This is a genomic window from Streptosporangium nondiastaticum, from assembly GCF_003011965.1.
In the GTDB taxonomy this organism is placed as follows: Bacteria; Actinomycetota; Actinomycetes; order Streptomycetales; family Streptomycetaceae; genus Streptomyces; species Streptomyces nondiastaticus.
This window is the reverse complement of record NZ_PXWG01000069.1, coordinates 18059-33554: the sequence shown is the minus strand read 5'-3', so window position 1 is coordinate 33554 and position 15496 is coordinate 18059. Positions and strand designations below refer to the sequence as shown.

The following is a 15496-nucleotide window of genomic DNA, read 5'->3' as shown; positions in this document are numbered from 1 at the left end:
GCCGGCCGGGGGGCGGGGGCACGTCGGCGGGCAGGCAGGGCTCGATCTCGCTGCCGTCGACGGGGTTGACGGTGACGGCGTAGTCACCGGCGACGAGACGGACGACGCGGGCGAGCCCGGGGGCTCCCTGGCCCGCGTCCTCGGGGCGGCCGGCGTCTCCGGCGCCGGTGCCCGGCAGGTCGCGCGGGCCGCGGGCGTCCGCGGACTCGTGGGCGCCCTCGCCGAACGCGTCGGGCCGGTTCGTCGGGTCCATGGTGAAAGCCCCCCAATTGCGTGGCGTGCCGTCTGCCCTCCCGGCCAGCGCCACTCCTTCAACCCTCGGCCGGGCGTGCCGGCCGGCGCTTCATCGGTGCCCGCCGTGGGCTCTGTTATGCGGCCCTTTAGCGGCGGGAAAACCGAACCTCAGACCTGGGCACAGTATCCACGAAGCGACGGGGGCCCCGCTGCCCGGGGCACGTCACAGTCTCATGACGCGGCGCCGATACCGCCTTCGATGGCCAGAATGCGATGCAGCCGGGTGGCGACGAGGAGCCGCTGCATGCGGTCGGGCACGCCGCGCAGGACGAGGCGGCGGCCGGTGCGGCCGGCGCGGCGGTGGGCGCCCATGATGACGCCGAGGCCGGTGGCGTCCCACGAGTCCAGCTCGGTGAGGTCGAGCACGAGGTCGCCGCGGCCCGAGTCGAGGGCGGAGTGCAGGACCGTACGGGCGTCCGCCGCGCTGCGGACGTCGAGGCGGCCCCCGACGACCAGTTCGGCGTGGTCGCCCCTGATGTGCATGTGCGCTCCCGGAGTGATGTCCGATGGTGCGTGATGACGGTGTCGCGCTGCGGCTCTTGTGGCACGTGCGGTTCTCAAGAACTGACTGGCTCTCCCACGACAAGGTTGCCGTTCATGGGCGAACCGATACCTAATTCACCCGGGCGGGTGAACTAGATATCGGCTACCCGGTCGGTGTCGGTTCAGTGCTGGTAAAAGCCCTGGCCGCTCTTGCGGCCGAGGTCGCCCGCGTCGACCATGCGGCGCATGAGCTCCGGCGGCGCGAACTTCTCGTCCTGGCACTCGGTGTAGATGTTCCCCGTGGCGTGCATGAGGATGTCGATGCCGGTGAGGTCGGCGGTGGCCAGCGGGCCCATCGCGTGGCCGAAGCCCAGCTTGCAGGCGATGTCGATGTCCTCGGCGGTGGCCACGCCCGACTCGTACAGCTTGACGGCCTCGACGACGAGGGCGGAGATCAGGCGGGTGGTGACGAAGCCGGCGACGTCGCGGTTGACGACGATGCAGGTCTTGCCGACGCCCTCGGCGAACTCCCGGGCCTTCGCCAGCGTCTCGTCGCTGGTCTTGTAACCGCGGACCAGCTCGCACAGCTGCATCATCGGCACCGGCGAGAAGAAGTGCGCGCCGACGACGCGCTCGGGGCGCTGCGTGGCCGCGGCGATCTTGGTGATCGGGATGGCGGAGGTGTTCGAGGCGAGGACCGTCTCCTCCTTCACCAGGCCGTCCAGGGTGCGGAAGATGTCGCGCTTGGTGTCGATGTCCTCGAAGACGGCTTCGACCACGATGTCCGCGTCGGCGGCCGCGTCCAGGTCCGTGGTGGTGGTGATCCGGGCCAGCGCCTGCTCGGCCGCGGCGGCCTCCAGCCTGCCCTTCGCGACGAACTTCTCGTACGAGGCCTTGATGCCGTCCGTGCCCCGCTGCAGCGCCGCGTCGGTGACGTCGCGCAGCACGACGTCCCACCCGGCCTGGGCGGAGACCTGCGCGATCCCGGACCCCATCAGTCCGGCCCCGATGACGGCGAGCTTCTTGGCCACGGCTGTCCCCTTACTCCCTGTGCTCAGAGCTGTTCTGTACGCACTCTCTCGGCCGGAGATTAGCGCTCGCCGCGGCGCGGTTGGGCGGTAAGAGATGCGCGTCACGTCCCCCATGACGGACATCACACCGAGGCGCCCACTGGCCCGTCCCCACAGTGCAGTTGAGCCCCTTGAGCCCCGGGCGTCACAGGGGTGGCCGGGTTGCGCGTCGGCCTCGGCGGGGCGGCGCGCAGTGGATACGCTCGTACCCATGGTCAACCTGACGCGCATTTACACCCGCACCGGTGACACCGGCACGACGGCCCTCGGCGACATGAGCCGCACCGTGAAGACCGACACCAGGATCGCGGCCTACGCCGACGCCAACGAGGCCAACGCCGCGATCGGCGTGGCCATCGCGCTCGGGCAGCTGCCCGCGGAGGTCGTCCAGGTCCTCGTCCGCATCCAGAACGACCTCTTCGACGTGGGCGCCGACCTGGCCACGCCGGTGGCCGAGAACCCCAAGTACCCGCCGCTGCGCGTCGAGCAGTCCTACATCGACAAGCTGGAGGCGGACTGCGACCGCTTCCTCGAAGACCTGGAGAAGCTGCGCAGCTTCATCCTGCCCGGGGGGACGCCGGGGGCCGCGCTGCTGCACCAGGCCTGCACGGTCGTCCGCCGCGCGGAGCGGTCCACGTGGGCCGCGATGGAACTTCACGCGGACATCATGAACCCGCTCACGGCGACCTACCTCAACCGCCTCTCCGACCTCCTGTTCATCCTCGCGAGGACGGCGAACAAGGAGGTCGGGGACGTGCTGTGGGTCCCGGGCGAGAACCGCTGACGGGGCTCAGCGCTTCAATTCCTCCGGGCTCGGCGCCTGCGGCTCCGGCGTGGCCGGCGCCTGCTTCGGCCAGAGCGTGTAGCTCGCCGCGATGGCCAGGTTGATGCCGGCCACGAGGAGCGCCTTCGTCTGCCATGCCCGCAGCGAGCTGATGTCGCCCGAATCCCCGACGTACCAGACCGCCGCCTGCAGCAGGGCGAGGGCGACCGCGCAGGACAGGATCCAGCGGGCGGCCGTCTTCCACTCGTGGACGGTCCGCTCGCGGCCGTACTTCGGCGGCTTGACCGGCGGCGGGCCGCCCGCGAAGCGGTGGGCGAAGCGGGCGTCGACCCACTTGATGGTGGAGTGGCCGAGGCCGACGGAGTAGCCGATGTAGACGGCGGCCAGGCCGTGCTTCCAGTCGGCGGCGGCGCCGTTCTTCAGGTCGACGGCGGTGGCGATCAGCAGGACGAGCTCCAGTACGGGCTCCAGCAGCAGCACGGCGATCCCCGCGCGGGGCATCTTGGCCAGGTACCGCAGGCTCAGTCCGCCGGCCAGCAGCACCCAGAAGCCGACCTCGCAGACGACGATCAGCGTGACGATCACGGTTCTCTCCCTTCCCTCACCTCCAGGCTCCCTGCCGTGACCAGCGCGTTCGTCGTCGCGTACGACGATTTCGGACTGCATCGTTCGATGTAGCGGGCGGCCGGCCGCACCCTCCCGCGGCCCGTCCCCGCGGCCCTCGCCGCATGCTGAGATGTACGCATGCCCGTCCGCCTCCCCCGCCGCCCCGACCGCGACGCCGTCCTCATCGCGGCGGCAGGCCTGCTGGGCGGCCTGGCGCTGTGGTTCCTCGGGCTGCACAACAACCCGCCCCTGGCCGCGCTCCCCGGCCGGCTGTCCCTGGTCGCGCTGGTCGTCATGTGCGGCGCCGAGCTGCTGCGGCGCAGCGCCCCGCTGACGGCCCTGGCCGTCGGCACGGTCACGCTCGCCCTCGACATCTGCACGGGCTCGCTCGTCGCGACGATCGCCATGTACACGGACGTCGTCTACGCGGCGGTGCTCTACGGCCGTCCGTCCGTCGCCTGGCGCATCCCGCGCGTCGCCGAGGTGCTGACCGTGCTGGGGACGCTGCTGGCCGTGGCGCTGATCCGCAAGCCGGAGGCGCTGCTGCTCGGCTTCGGCTTCGGGGTGCTGATCGTGGCTCCGGCGTGGACCGGGGCGGGCATCCGCCGGCACCGCGACGACGCGCGCGCGGCCCGGCTGGAGGCCGAGCGGACGGCGCTGCTGGCGGAGCTGGACCGGCGCGAGGCCGTGGGCGCCGAGCGCGCCCGGATGGCGCGGGAGCTGCACGACATGGTCGCGGGCCACTTGTCGGCGATCGCGATCCACTCCACCGCGGCGCTGTCGATCGGGGAACCGAAGGCCTCGGAGGAGGCGCTGACGGTGATCCGGGAGAACAGCGTGCAGGGCCTCGCCGAGATGCGCCGGCTCATCGGGCTGCTGCGGCAGGCGGGCGGCGCGGAGGAGCCCGCGGCCACGCCGCGGCTGGACGGCGTGGATGCCCTCCTCGCGCACGCCCGCAAGGCGGTCCGCGACGACCGGTTCCGTTTCGCCCTGGACGACGCGCGGGGGCCGGGCCCGCTGCCCGCGCCGATCGAGCTCGCCGCGTACCGCATCGTCCAGGAGTCGCTCACCAACGCGGTCAAGCACGCGGCCCCGGGCCCGGTGACGGTGCGTCTGGCGCGCGAGGGCGGCGGACAGCTGGTGGTGGAGGTCAGCAGCGCGCACGGCGACGGGCCGGTGCCGCGCGCGCCCGGTTCGGGGGCGGGGCTGGTCGGCATGGGCGAGCGGGTGGCCCTGCTGGACGGGGAGTTCGAGGCGGGCCCGGCGGCCGGCCCGGACGGCAAGGAATGGCGCGTGCGGGCGGTGCTGCCCGTACCGGAGGAGGGAGCACTGTGACGACAGAACCGACCGGCAGCATCCGCGTCCTGGTCGCGGAAGACCAGGCGTCCGTGCGCTCCGGGCTGGTCCTGATCCTGCGCTCGGCGCCCGGCATCGAGGTCGTCGGGGAGGCCGCCGACGGCGAGGAGGCCGTGCGGCTGGCCCGCGAGCTGCGCCCGGACCTGGTGCTGATGGACGTGCAGATGCCGCGCCTGGACGGGGTGTCGGCGACCCGGCAGGTCGTCGACGGGCAGCTGGCGGACGTCTTGGTGCTGACCACCTTCGACCTGGACGAGTACGTGTTCGGGGCGCTGCGCGCGGGTGCGGCGGGGTTCCTGCTCAAGGACAGCGACGCGGCGGAGCTCATCGCGGCCGTGCGGACCGTGGGTCGCGGCGAGGGCCTGATCTCGCCCGCGGTGACGCGCCGTCTGATCGCCGAGTTCGCGCGCCCGGCGCGGGGGCGGCGGGCGGGCGCCGCGGAGCCCGCGGGGCTGGAGTCGCTGACCCGGCGCGAGCGCGAGGTGCTGGGCGCGCTGGGCGAGGGGCTGTCGAACGCGGAGATCGCGGGCCGGCTGGGGATGGCGGAGGCGACGGTGAAGACGCACGTCAGCAGGCTGCTGGGGAAGCTGGAGCTGCGCAGCCGGGTGCAGGCGGCGGTGCTGGCGCAGGAGTGGGGACTGGTCCAGTCCTCTTGACCATTGGTACGGACCTTTCTACGCTCCCCGAGCAACTGAGCACCCCCCACCTGTCCGCACCTCTCGCCGAGGAGCACCCCCTTGAGCACTTTGAGCACAGGTACCTCAGGAAGCATCGGCCGCACCTTACGAAGAGCAGTGACCGCCCTGGCCACGCTCGCCCTCCCCGCCGCCGCCCTCGTCGGCCTGGCGGCCCCCGCCCACGCCGCGCCCTCCGCCACGGCGACGTTCGCCAAGACCTCCGACTGGGGGACGGGCTTCCAGGCGGAGTGGACCGTCAAGAACACCGGCACGACCACCATCAGCGCCTGGACCGTGGAGTGGGACTTCCCCGCCGCGACCACGGTCGGCGCCTACTGGGACGCCCTGCTCACGAGCTCGGGCTCCCACTACACCGCGAAGAACCGCGAGTACAACGGCACCATCGCGCCCGGCGCGAGCGTCACCTTCGGCTTCGTCGCCTCCGGCGACGGCGCCCCGGCGGGCTGCAAGCTCGACGGCGGGCCCTGCGACGGCTCCTCCGCCGACACCCCGCCCAGCGCCCCCGGGCAGCCGTCCTCCACGGGCGTCACCGCGAACAGCATCGCGCTGACCTGGGCCCCCGCCACCGACGACAAGGGCGTCAAGAACTACGACGTCTACCGCGGCGACAGCGTCGTCGGCACGGTCACCGGCACCGCCTTCACCGACACCGGCCTCAGCCCGGACACCGACTACACCTACAAGGTCGTCGCCCGCGACTCGGCCGGCCAGACCGGGCCGGCGAGCCCGTCCGCCACGATCCGCACGGGCAGCGGCGGCGGCACCGACAAACCGCCGAGCGCCCCCGGCGCCCCGCGGGCCACCGCCGTCACCGACACGTCCGTCTCCCTGAAGTGGCCCGCCGCCACCGACGACAAGGGCATCAAGAACTACGACGTCTACCGCGGCACGGTGAAGGCCGCCACGGTCACCAAGCTCGCCTACACCGACACCGGCCTGACCCCCGGCACCGACTACACGTACACGGTCGTCGCCCGGGACACCGCCGACCAGACCGGCAAGGCGAGCCCGCCGCTGACCGTGCGCACGACGGGCGGCGGACAGCCGCAGCCCGGCACGGGCTACGCCAAGGTCGGCTACTTCGTGCAGTGGGGCATCTACGGCCGCGGCTACACCGTGAAGTCACTGGAGAGCACGGGCGCCGCCAGCAAGCTCACCCACATCAACTACTCGTTCTCCAATATCCACCCCACCGACCTCACCTGCCTCAACGGCGTCACGAAGGCCACTACGCCCAACCCGCAGGACCCCAGCCAGGGCGACGGCGCGGGTGACTCCTGGGCCGACTACGAGAAGGGCTTCGGGGCCGGCGAGTCCGTCGACGGCGTCGGCGACACCTGGGACCAGAAGCTGGCCGGCAACTTCAACCAGCTGAAGAAGCTCAAGGCCAAGCACCCCGACCTCAAGATCAACATGTCGATCGGCGGCTGGACCTACAGCAAGTACTTCTCGGACGTCGCCAGGACGGACGCCTCCCGGCAGAAGTTCGTGAAGTCCTGCATCGACATGTACATCAAGGGCGACCTGCCGGTCACCAACGGCCGCGGCGGGCCCGGCACCGCCGCCGGGATCTTCGACGGCTTCGACATCGACTGGGAGTGGCCCGGCTCCGAGGGCCACGCCGGCAACCACGTCTCCAAGGACGACAAGGCCAACAACACCCTGCTCTTCGCCGAGTTCCGCCGCCAGCTCGACGCCCTGAGCGCGACGACCGGCAAGAAGTACATGCTCACGGCCTTCACCCCGGCCGACCCGGCGAAGATCGACGCCGGCTGGGACATCACCACCAAGGACGGCACGCCCAGCGTCTTCGACTACATGGACTTCGCGAACGTCCAGGGCTACGACTTCCACGGCTCCGGCAGCGACAACAGCTGGGAACCGAACCGCACGGGCCACCAGGGCAACCTCTACCAGGACGCCAAGGACCCGTACGCCACGAAGTTCAGCGTGGACAAGACCGTGCAGACCTACCTCGACGCGGGCGTCGACCCGAAGAAGGTCGTGCTCGGGCTCGCCTTCTACGGCCGCGGCTGGCAGCAGGTCGCCGACGGCGGCGCGCACGGCGTCTGGCAGACCGCGAACGGGGCGGCGCCCGGCCAGTTCCCGGAGGAGTCGGGGACCCGCGGCTACGACAACCTGCTCGCGTCCGTCGCGGGCCTCACCGTCTACCACGACGAACAGTCCGTCGCCACGTACGGGTACACCGGCAACGCCGGGCAGTGGTGGACGTTCGACGACGCGTGGTCGATCGGAAAGAAGACCGCCTGGCTCAAGCCGAAGGGCCTGGGCGGCGTGATGATCTGGGAGATGTCCGGGGACAGCGGCACGCTGATGACGGCGGTCGACAACGGCTTGCGCTGATGCCGGACCCGGGCCGGGGGGTTACGCCACGTTCACCCTCTGGCCCGGAGGCGCCGCCTCCAGCCACGCCAGGAAGCCCGTGAGAGCGTCCTCACTCATCGCCAGCTCAAGCCGCGTCCCCTGATGCAAACAGATCAGCACGACCGCGTCGGACAGCAAGGCCAGCTCTTCGTCGCCGAGAGGCGACCGCCGCTCCAGCACCTCGATGGACGCGCGCTCCAGCAGCCTCCGCGGCCGCGGCGCGTACGAGAAGACCCGGAACCACTCGATCCGGTCACTGTTGTAGCGGGCGACCCCGTAGACCCACCCCTTGCCGTCCGGCGCGGGGTCCTTCTCCGGGACGTTCCAGCGCAGACTGCAGTCGAACGTACCGCCGGAGCGCTGGATCAGCCGTCTCCGCAGCCCGAAGACGAAGAGCCCCACCAGCACCAGCAGGACGACGACGCCGCTCACGAGCAGAGCGAGGACCATCTCCACCGACCTCCTCGCATCATCTAGAGCAACGGGCTTGTATTGCCTCAGCCGCGGACCGCCCTGGAATGTTCCAGTGCGGTCCGCGGCTGAGGGACGAACTCATCGGGCCGTGGGCTAATGCCCCGCGACCGCGCGCAGCCGGACGTCGGCGCGGCGCTCGGCGGCGGCGTCCGCCGCCGACTTGGCCCGCTCCAGCGCCCGCTCCGCACGCTTGACGTCGATCTCGTCGGCGAGCTCCGCGACCTCGGCGAGCAGCGAGAGCTTGTCGTCCGCGAACGAGATGAAACCGCCGTGCACCGCGGCGACGACATTGCCGTCGGCGGTCCGGATGGTGACCGGACCGGACTCCAGCACACCGAGCAGCGGCTGGTGGCCGGGCATGACGCCGATGTCACCCGATGTGGTACGCGCGATGACCAGAGTGGCCTCGCCGGACCAGACGCTTCGGTCCGCCGCGACCAGCTCGACGTGCAGCTCAGCAGCCAACGTGGCTCCTCGGGTCTTCACCTGCCGGGCACGACAGGTGTTGGGTCAAAGAATAGGGGACGTGGCTGCCGGGGGCGGGAGCGCCCCGCCCCCGGCAGCTTGGAGCCACGGGGCTCAGGAGACGCCCAGCTCCTTGGCGTTCTTCTTCAGGTCCTCGAGACCACCGCACATGAAGAAGGCCTGCTCGGGGAAGTGGTCGTACTCACCGTCGCAGATGGCGTTGAACGCCGCGATGGACTCGTCCAGCGGGACGTCGGAACCGTCGACACCGGTGAACTGCTTCGCCGCGTGGGTGTTCTGCGACAGGAAGCGCTCGACGCGACGGGCGCGGTGGACGACCAGCTTGTCCTCCTCGCCGAGCTCGTCGATGCCGAGGATCGCGATGATGTCCTGGAGGTCCTTGTACTTCTGCAGGATCCCCTTGACGCGCGAGGCGGCCTCGTAGTGGTCCTGCGCGATGTAGCGCGGGTCCAGGATGCGGGACGTCGAGTCCAGCGGGTCGACCGCCGGGTAGATGCCCTTCTCCGAGATCGGACGCGACAGAACGGTCGTGGCGTCCAGGTGGGCGAAGGTGGTCGCCGGGGCCGGGTCGGTCAGGTCGTCCGCGGGGACGTAGATCGCCTGCATCGAGGTGATCGAGTGACCACGGGTCGAGGTGATGCGCTCCTGCAGGATGCCCATCTCGTCCGCGAGGTTCGGCTGGTAACCCACCGCGGAGGGCATGCGGCCCAGCAGGGTGGAGACCTCGGAACCGGCCTGGGTGAAGCGGAAGATGTTGTCGATGAAGAACAGCACGTCCTGCTTCTGCACATCGCGGAAGTACTCCGCCATGGTCAGACCGGCCAGGGCCACGCGCAGACGGGTGCCCGGGGGCTCGTCCATCTGGCCGAAGACCAGCGCGGTCTTGTCGAGAACGCCGGCCTCCTCCATCTCCACCATGAGGTCGTTGCCCTCACGGGTGCGCTCACCGACGCCGGCGAAGACGGAAACGCCCTCGTGCAGCTTCGCCACACGCATGATCATTTCCTGGATCAGAACGGTCTTGCCGACACCGGCACCACCGAACAGACCGATCTTGCCGCCCTTGACGTACGGGGTGAGGAGGTCGACGACCTTCAGGCCCGTCTCGAACATCTCGGTCTTCGACTCGAGCTGGTCGAACGCCGGGGCCTTGCGGTGGATGGACCAGCGCTCGGCGTCGGCGACCGTGGACGGGTCCTCGTTGAGGACCTGGCCCAGGGTGTTGAACACCTTGCCCTTGGTCACGTCACCGACGGGGACGGTGATGCCCGTGCCGGTGTTGGTCACCGGGGCCTGGCGGACCAGACCGTCGGTGGGCTGCATGGAGATCGCGCGGACCAGGCCCTCGCCCAGGTGCTGGGCGACCTCGAGGGTCAGGGTCTTGCGACCGCCCTCCTCGGCCGGGTCGTCGACCTCGACGTGCAGAGCGTTGTAGATCTCCGGCATCGCGTCGACGGGGAACTCCACGTCGACGACGGGGCCGATGACCCGCGCGACGCGGCCCGTGGCGGCGGCCGTCTCAACAGTGGTCGTCATTAGTTGTCACTCCCCGCGGTCGCGTCGGCCAGGGCGCTGGCGCCACCGACGATCTCGCTGATTTCCTGGGTGATTTCGGCCTGTCGGGCCGCATTGGCAAGCCGCGAGAGCGACTTGATGAGCTCTTCTGCGTTGTCGGTCGCGGACTTCATCGCACGGCGGCGGGCCGCGTGCTCGGAAGCCGCCGCCTGCAGCAGCGCGTTGTAGATCCGGGACTCCACGTACCGCGGCAGCAGTGCGTCGAGGACCCCTTCGGCCGACGGCTCGAAGTCGAACAGCGGCATGATCCGGCCCGGTGCGCCGGCCTCCTGCTCCACCGGGGCCTTCTCCAGGCTCAGCGGCAGCAGGCGGTTGTCGACCGGCGTCTGCGTCATCATCGAGGCGAACTCGGTGAAGACGATGTGCAGCTCGTCCACGCCGCCCTCGGCCGTGTCCCGCTGAACGGCCTCGATCAGCGGACCCGCGATGCGCTTGGCATCGGCGTAGGCCGGGCTGTCGGTGAAGCCGGTCCAGGACTCCGCCACCGGGCGCTCACGGAAGCCGTAGTACGCGACGCCCTTGCGGCCGACGATGTACGTGACGACGTCCTTGCCCTCGGCCCGGAGGCGCTCGGTGAGCGCCTCCGCCGCCTTGATGGCGTTCGAGGAGTAGCCGCCGGCCAGACCGCGGTCGCTCGTGACGAGCAGCACCGCGGCCCGGACCGGGTTCTCCGCCTCGGTGGTCAGGGCGTGCTTGGTGGTGGACCCGGTGGCAACCGCGGTCACTGCCCGGGTGAGCTCACTGGCGTACGGAGTCGATGCGGCCACCTGGCGCTGCGCCTTGACGATGCGCGAGGCGGCGATCATCTCCATCGCCTTGGTGATCTTCTTGGTCGCAGTGACGGACTTGATCCGTCGCTTGTAGACCCGGAGCTGGGCACCCATGCTCAGCCCTCGCCCAGCAGCTTGCCGTCCGCGGTCTCGAACTGCTGCTTGAAGGAAGCGATCGCGTCGCCCACGGCCTGCAGCGTGTCGTCGGACATCTTGCCGCCCTCACGGATGGAGGTCATGAGGCCCTTGTGCTCGCGGTGCAGGAAGTCCAGCAGCTCGCGCTCGAAGCGGCGGATGTCCTCGACCGGGACCTCGTCCATCTTGCCGGTGGTGCCGGCCCAGATGGAGACGACCTGGTCCTCGGTGGAGTACGGGGCGTACTGGGCCTGCTTCAGCAGCTCGACCATGCGCTTGCCGCGCTCCAGCGAGGCCTTCGAGGCCGCGTCCAGGTCGGAACCGAAGGCGGCGAACGCCTCCAGCTCACGGAACTGGGCGAGGTCCACGCGAAGCCGGCCGGAGACCTGCTTCATGGCCTTGTGCTGGGCGGAGCCACCGACACGCGAGACCGAGATGCCGACGTTCAGGGCCGGGCGCTGGCCGGCGTTGAACAGGTCGGACTCCAGGAAGCACTGGCCGTCGGTGATGGAGATGACGTTGGTCGGGATGAACGCCGAGACGTCGTTGGCCTTGGTCTCGACGATCGGCAGACCGGTCATGGAACCGGCGCCCATCTCGTCGGAGAGCTTGGCGCAGCGCTCCAGCAGACGCGAGTGCAGGTAGAAGACGTCACCCGGGTAGGCCTCACGGCCCGGCGGGCGGCGCAGCAGCAGCGACACGGCGCGGTAGGCGTCGGCCTGCTTCGACAGGTCGTCGAAGACGATCAGGACGTGCTTGCCCTGGTACATCCAGTGCTGACCGATGGCCGAGCCGGTGTAGGGGGCGAGGAACTTGAAGCCCGCCGGGTCGGACGCGGGGGCCGCGACGATCGTCGTGTACTCCAGCGCACCGGCCTCCTCCAGCGCGGCGCGCACGGAGGCGATGGTCGAGCCCTTCTGGCCGATGGCGACGTAGATGCAGCGGACCTGCTTCTTCGGGTCGCCGGTGCGCCAGTTGTCGCGCTGGTTGATGATCGTGTCGACGGCCAGCGCGGTCTTGCCGGTCTGGCGGTCACCGATGATCAGCTGACGCTGACCGCGGCCGACCGGGGTCATCGCGTCGACGGCCTTGTAGCCCGTCTCCATCGGCTCGTGGACCGACTTGCGCTGCATGACCGTGGGGGCCTGCAGCTCGAGGGCGCGGCGGCCCTCGATGCCGGTGATCTCGCCGAGGCCGTCGATCGGGTTGCCCAGCGGGTCGACGACGCGGCCGAGGTAGCCCTCGCCCACCGCGACGGAGAGCACCTCACCGGTGCGCTGCACCGGCTGGCCCTCCTCGATGCCGCTGAACTCGCCGAGGACGACCGCACCGATCTCGCGCTCCTCGAGGTTGAGGGCGAGACCGAGGGTTCCGTCCTCGAACCGCAGCAGCTCGTTCGCCATGGCCGAGGGAAGGCCCTCGACCTTAGCGATGCCGTCGCCGGCAACGCTGACCGTACCGACCTCCTCGCGCGAGGCCGCGTCCGGCTTGTACGCCTGGACAAAGTTCTCCAGCGCGTCCCGGATCTCCTCCGGCCGGATCGTGAGCTCCGCCATCTGGGTTCCCTGCTCTCCTTGTTGGGCCCGAAGTATTTCTTCTCCGGAGGCCGGTTCCCGCAGCTTTCGCTGCTGGCCCCCGGAGGACACCGTCGGCCCAACTCGGGCCGTCAGTCATGCTCTTGAGTTGGTGGCTGTCAGCCGGCCATCCGCCGGTCCGCCTCCGCGAGACGGTCCGCGATGCTGCCGTTGATGACCTCGTCGCCGATCCGCACCTGCACACCGCCGAGGATCTCGGGGTCGATGTCCAGGTTCAGGTGGACACGGCGCCCGTACAGCTTGGCGAGCGCGTCGCCGAGCCGCTGCTTCTGGACGTCGCTCATCGGCACCGCGGACGTGACCACCGCGACCACACGGTCCCGGCGATCCGCGGCCAGCTTGGAGAGGGCGTTCAGCCCCGCCTCCAGGCTACGGCCCCGCGGCTGCGCCACAAGACGGACGACGAGTCGCTCGGTGACCGGGTTGGCCCGGCCCCCCAGCAGCTCGCGCACCAGCGCGGCCTTGGCCGAGCGGTTCGCGACCTTGTCCGTCAGCGCGGCCCGCAGCTCGGAGCTGGAGGCGACGATCCGGCCGAAGCGGAACAGCTCGTCCTCGACGTCGTCCAGGACACCGGCGCGCTCGGCGGCGATGAACTCGGCGCCGGAGGCCAGCTCCTCGGTGGCGTCCACCAGGTCGCGCGAGCGCGACCAGCGGGAGCGGACCATCCCGGAGACCAGGTCGGCGCACTCGCCGCCCACCTGGCCGCCGAGCAGCCGCTGGGCCAGCTGGGACTTCGCCTCGCCGGCCTGCGCCGGGTCGGTCAGGACCCGGCGCAGCGAGACCTCGCGGTCCAGCAGCGCGGTGACCGCGGCAAGGTCCTCGGCGAGCTTCGCCGCGTCCACGGACGTGTTGTCCGCCAGCGCGTCGAGGCGCTCACGTGCGGAGGCCAGCGCCTCCCGGCTCGCTCCGCTCATCGGTTCGCCTCTGCCTTCGTCGCACCGGCCGCCGCCTTGGCCTCGAGGTCGTCGAGGAAGCGGTCGATGGTCCGGCTCTGCCGGGCCGCGTCGGCGAGGGACTCGCCGACGATCCGGCCGGCCAGGTCGCCGGCGAGCTTGCCCACGTCCTGGCGGAGCGAGGCCGAAGCGGCCTTGCGGTCGGCCTCGATCTGGGCGTGGCCGGCAGCGATGATCTCCTCGCGCTGACGCTCACCCTCGGACCGCATCTCTGCGATCATCGACGCACCCTGCTCCTGCGCCTCCTGGCGCATGCGGGCGGCCTCATGGCGGGCGTCGGCGAGCTGTGCCCGGTAGTCCTCGAGCACCTGCTGCGCCTCGGCCTGGGCGGCCTCGGCCTTCTCCATGCCGCCTTCGATGGCCTCGCGGCGCTCGTCCAGAGTCTGGTTGATCTTCGGGAGGAGCTTCTTGCCGAGGAAGATGAAGACGATGGCGAAGGCGATCAGGCCGATGACGAGCTCTGGGAGCGGGGGCAGGAGCGGGTTCTCCAGCTCCCCCTCGCTCGCCAGGACTGCCAGGGGATTCACATCAATGCCTTCCGTCGAAAACAGTGGTCGTCAGGCTGTGATCAGGCGGACGGGTAGACGAACGGCATGACCAGACCGATCAGGGCGAGCGCCTCACAGAAGGCGAAGCCGAGGATCTGGTTGGCGCGGATCAGGCCGGCGGCCTCGGGCTGGCGGGCCAGGGCCTGGGTGCCGTTACCGAAGACGATGCCGACGCCGACGCCGGGGCCGATCGCGGCCAGGCCGTAGCCGATCGAGCCCAGGTTGCCCTTGATCTCGACACCAGCGGCGATGGTCTGGAGAGCAGCAGACATGCTCGTTCTTCCTTCTCTTTCACGGACCGGTGGGGGTTGGCCACCGGACGACTGTTGGTCTGGGGAGCGGGGGTGCTCAGTGGTGCTCTGCGAGCGCGCCCTGGACGTAGTTGGTGGCCAGCAGCACGAAGACGTACGCCTGGACGGCCTGGATGAAGAGCTCGAAGGCGGTCATCACGACGGTCATCACGAAGGACACACCGGCGTAGGCGATCCCGATCCCGTTCAGCAGGTACCAGCTGGCGATGGTGAACATCAGGATCAGCAGGTGGCCGGCGAACATGTTGGCGAAGAGCCGCACCGCGTGGGTGAAGGGGCGGATGATCACGTTCGAGAAGAACTCGAGGACCACCGCGAGGGGGAGGATCGGGCCCAGCGACTTGTCGTAGCCGGTGATGTTCTTGAGGCCGCCGACGAAACCGTGCTTCTTGAACGTCAGGTACATCCACAGGACGTAGACGATCAGGGCGAGCGCCGCCGGGAAGGCGATGATCGACGTCACCGGGAACTGGGCGACCGGAATGATCGACCAGAGGTTCATGATCCAGACGAAGAAGAACAGCGAGACCATGAAGGGGACGTACTTCTCGCCCTCCTTCTTGCCGAGCGAGTCGTAGACGATGCCGCGGCGCACGAAGTCGTAGCCCGCCTCACCGACCATCTGCAGCTTGCCGGGGACCACCTTGGCCCGGCCGAACGCCGCCCAGAAGAAGCCGATGACGATGACCGTGGTCAGCACGGCCAGCAGCATGGGCTTGTTGAACTCGATCCCACCGACGGTGAAGAGCGGCTCGAACAGGAAGGAGTTGAGGCCTGGGGCCGGGAAGCCGCACCCATCGAAGATGTGGCAATTGGTCTCGAAGGCGAGCATCTCGTTAGCACTCACCGCGAGCTCCTTCAGCGTGGCGCATAGGTACGGCAACCTCGTTGTGTCGGCACGGCTCGAAGCCGCGGAACGGCACTGGACTGGTCTTGCGGATGGGGGGGCGGGTGATCGGCGCGGGGCCGGTCG

Annotated in this window: 16 protein-coding genes and 1 pseudogene; 4 read left to right on the top strand and 13 right to left on the bottom strand. The window is 70.2% G+C overall.

Annotated features, from left to right (window positions below; genetic code table 11):
* From B7P34_RS22510 to B7P34_RS22500, 3 genes are all read right to left on the bottom strand, one after another.
* Window positions 1-253: hypothetical protein (locus B7P34_RS22510; protein ID WP_146166896.1), on the bottom strand; the 253-nt coding region annotated here is incomplete at its 3' end.
* A 212-nt stretch (window positions 254-465) separates the two neighbouring features.
* Window positions 466-777: an STAS domain-containing protein gene (locus tag B7P34_RS22505; protein WP_030368012.1), complete on the bottom strand. Its 312-nt coding sequence runs from the start codon at window positions 775-777 to the stop codon at window positions 466-468.
* Window positions 778-959: 182 nt separating this feature from the next.
* Window positions 960-1808 (bottom strand): 3-hydroxyacyl-CoA dehydrogenase family protein, encoded by an 849-nt coding sequence (locus tag B7P34_RS22500; RefSeq protein ID WP_106679200.1) that lies wholly within the window; start codon window positions 1806-1808, stop codon window positions 960-962.
* A gap of 250 nt (window positions 1809-2058) precedes the next feature.
* Here B7P34_RS22500 and B7P34_RS22495 point away from each other — a divergent pair, with 250 nt between their 5' ends.
* Complete coding sequence (locus tag B7P34_RS22495; RefSeq protein WP_106679199.1) at window positions 2059-2631, top strand: cob(I)yrinic acid a,c-diamide adenosyltransferase; 573 nt, start codon at window positions 2059-2061, stop codon at window positions 2629-2631.
* 6 nt (window positions 2632-2637) lie between these two features.
* On the opposite strand, the gene B7P34_RS22490 is transcribed toward B7P34_RS22495, so the two are convergent.
* The gene (locus tag B7P34_RS22490; RefSeq protein WP_106679197.1) at window positions 2638-3216 is read right to left on the bottom strand and encodes a hypothetical protein; all 579 of its coding nucleotides are present in this window, start codon (window positions 3214-3216) and stop codon (window positions 2638-2640) included.
* 159 nt (window positions 3217-3375) lie between these two features.
* Here B7P34_RS22490 and B7P34_RS22485 point away from each other — a divergent pair, with 159 nt between their 5' ends.
* The 3 genes from B7P34_RS22485 to B7P34_RS22475 all read left to right on the top strand — a co-directional run bounded on the left by B7P34_RS22485 (window position 3376) and on the right by B7P34_RS22475 (window position 7655).
* A complete protein-coding gene (locus B7P34_RS22485) occupies window positions 3376-4572 on the top strand; it encodes a sensor histidine kinase (protein ID WP_106679195.1) in 1197 nt (398 codons plus the stop codon).
* A complete protein-coding gene (locus B7P34_RS22480) occupies window positions 4569-5249 on the top strand; it encodes a response regulator (RefSeq protein ID WP_223268114.1) in 681 nt (226 codons plus the stop codon). Before B7P34_RS22485 ends, B7P34_RS22480 begins: the two co-directional genes overlap by 4 nt.
* A gap of 81 nt (window positions 5250-5330) precedes the next feature.
* Window positions 5331-7655 carry a glycoside hydrolase family 18 chitinase gene (locus B7P34_RS22475; RefSeq protein ID WP_106679190.1) on the top strand — a complete coding sequence of 775 codons (2325 nt, stop codon included), beginning with the start codon at window positions 5331-5333 and terminating at the stop codon, window positions 7653-7655.
* Window positions 7656-7676: 21 nt separating this feature from the next.
* Here B7P34_RS22475 and B7P34_RS22470 read toward each other — a convergent pair whose 3' ends face one another.
* From B7P34_RS22470 to atpB, 9 genes and pseudogenes are all read right to left on the bottom strand, one after another.
* Window positions 7677-8126 carry a DUF2550 domain-containing protein gene (locus B7P34_RS22470; RefSeq protein ID WP_030368005.1) on the bottom strand — a complete coding sequence of 150 codons (450 nt, stop codon included), beginning with the start codon at window positions 8124-8126 and terminating at the stop codon, window positions 7677-7679.
* 117 nt (window positions 8127-8243) lie between these two features.
* Window positions 8244-8615 carry a F0F1 ATP synthase subunit epsilon gene (locus B7P34_RS22465; protein WP_106679188.1) on the bottom strand — a complete coding sequence of 124 codons (372 nt, stop codon included), beginning with the start codon at window positions 8613-8615 and terminating at the stop codon, window positions 8244-8246.
* A gap of 114 nt (window positions 8616-8729) precedes the next feature.
* Window positions 8730-10172, bottom strand: coding sequence for a F0F1 ATP synthase subunit beta (gene atpD, locus B7P34_RS22460; RefSeq protein WP_106679186.1), 1443 nt, complete (start codon window positions 10170-10172; stop codon window positions 8730-8732).
* Window positions 10172-11095, bottom strand: coding sequence for a F0F1 ATP synthase subunit gamma (locus B7P34_RS22455; protein WP_106679185.1), 924 nt, complete (start codon window positions 11093-11095; stop codon window positions 10172-10174). Before B7P34_RS22455 ends, atpD begins: the two co-directional genes overlap by 1 nt.
* 11 nt (window positions 11096-11106) lie before the next feature.
* Window positions 11107-12672 (bottom strand): annotated as a pseudogene (gene atpA / locus B7P34_RS22450) (F0F1 ATP synthase subunit alpha); the annotation flags it as partial.
* A gap of 137 nt (window positions 12673-12809) precedes the next feature.
* The gene (locus B7P34_RS22445; RefSeq protein WP_106679181.1) at window positions 12810-13625 is read right to left on the bottom strand and encodes a F0F1 ATP synthase subunit delta; all 816 of its coding nucleotides are present in this window, start codon (window positions 13623-13625) and stop codon (window positions 12810-12812) included.
* Window positions 13622-14191 carry a F0F1 ATP synthase subunit B gene (locus B7P34_RS22440; protein ID WP_106679179.1) on the bottom strand — a complete coding sequence of 190 codons (570 nt, stop codon included), beginning with the start codon at window positions 14189-14191 and terminating at the stop codon, window positions 13622-13624. Before B7P34_RS22440 ends, B7P34_RS22445 begins: the two co-directional genes overlap by 4 nt.
* 41 nt (window positions 14192-14232) lie before the next feature.
* Complete coding sequence (gene atpE / locus B7P34_RS22435) at window positions 14233-14484, bottom strand: ATP synthase F0 subunit C (protein WP_087926250.1); 252 nt, start codon at window positions 14482-14484, stop codon at window positions 14233-14235.
* A gap of 76 nt (window positions 14485-14560) precedes the next feature.
* Window positions 14561-15370, bottom strand: coding sequence for a F0F1 ATP synthase subunit A (gene atpB / locus B7P34_RS22430; protein WP_223268113.1), 810 nt, complete (start codon window positions 15368-15370; stop codon window positions 14561-14563).
* Window positions 15371-15496: the final 126 nt, after the last annotated feature.

What these genes read in the sequence shown, in the direction of transcription:
- B7P34_RS22495 (WP_106679199.1), top strand. Translation starts at nt 2,059, where the DNA reads ATGGTCAACCTGACGCGCATTTACACCCGCACCGGTGACACCGGCACG.
- B7P34_RS22485 (WP_106679195.1), top strand. Translation starts at nt 3,376, where the DNA reads ATGCCCGTCCGCCTCCCCCGCCGCCCCGACCGCGACGCCGTCCTCATC.
- B7P34_RS22505 (WP_030368012.1), bottom strand. Translation starts at nt 777, where the DNA reads ATGCACATCAGGGGCGACCACGCCGAACTGGTCGTCGGGGGCCGCCTC.
- atpE (WP_087926250.1), bottom strand. Translation starts at nt 14,484, where the DNA reads ATGTCTGCTGCTCTCCAGACCATCGCCGCTGGTGTCGAGATCAAGGGC.
- B7P34_RS22445 (WP_106679181.1), bottom strand. Translation starts at nt 13,625, where the DNA reads ATGAGCGGAGCGAGCCGGGAGGCGCTGGCCTCCGCACGTGAGCGCCTC.
- atpD (WP_106679186.1), bottom strand. Translation starts at nt 10,172, where the DNA reads ATGACGACCACTGTTGAGACGGCCGCCGCCACGGGCCGCGTCGCGCGG.
- B7P34_RS22455 (WP_106679185.1), bottom strand. Translation starts at nt 11,095, where the DNA reads ATGGGTGCCCAGCTCCGGGTCTACAAGCGACGGATCAAGTCCGTCACT.
- B7P34_RS22470 (WP_030368005.1), bottom strand. Translation starts at nt 8,126, where the DNA reads ATGGTCCTCGCTCTGCTCGTGAGCGGCGTCGTCGTCCTGCTGGTGCTG.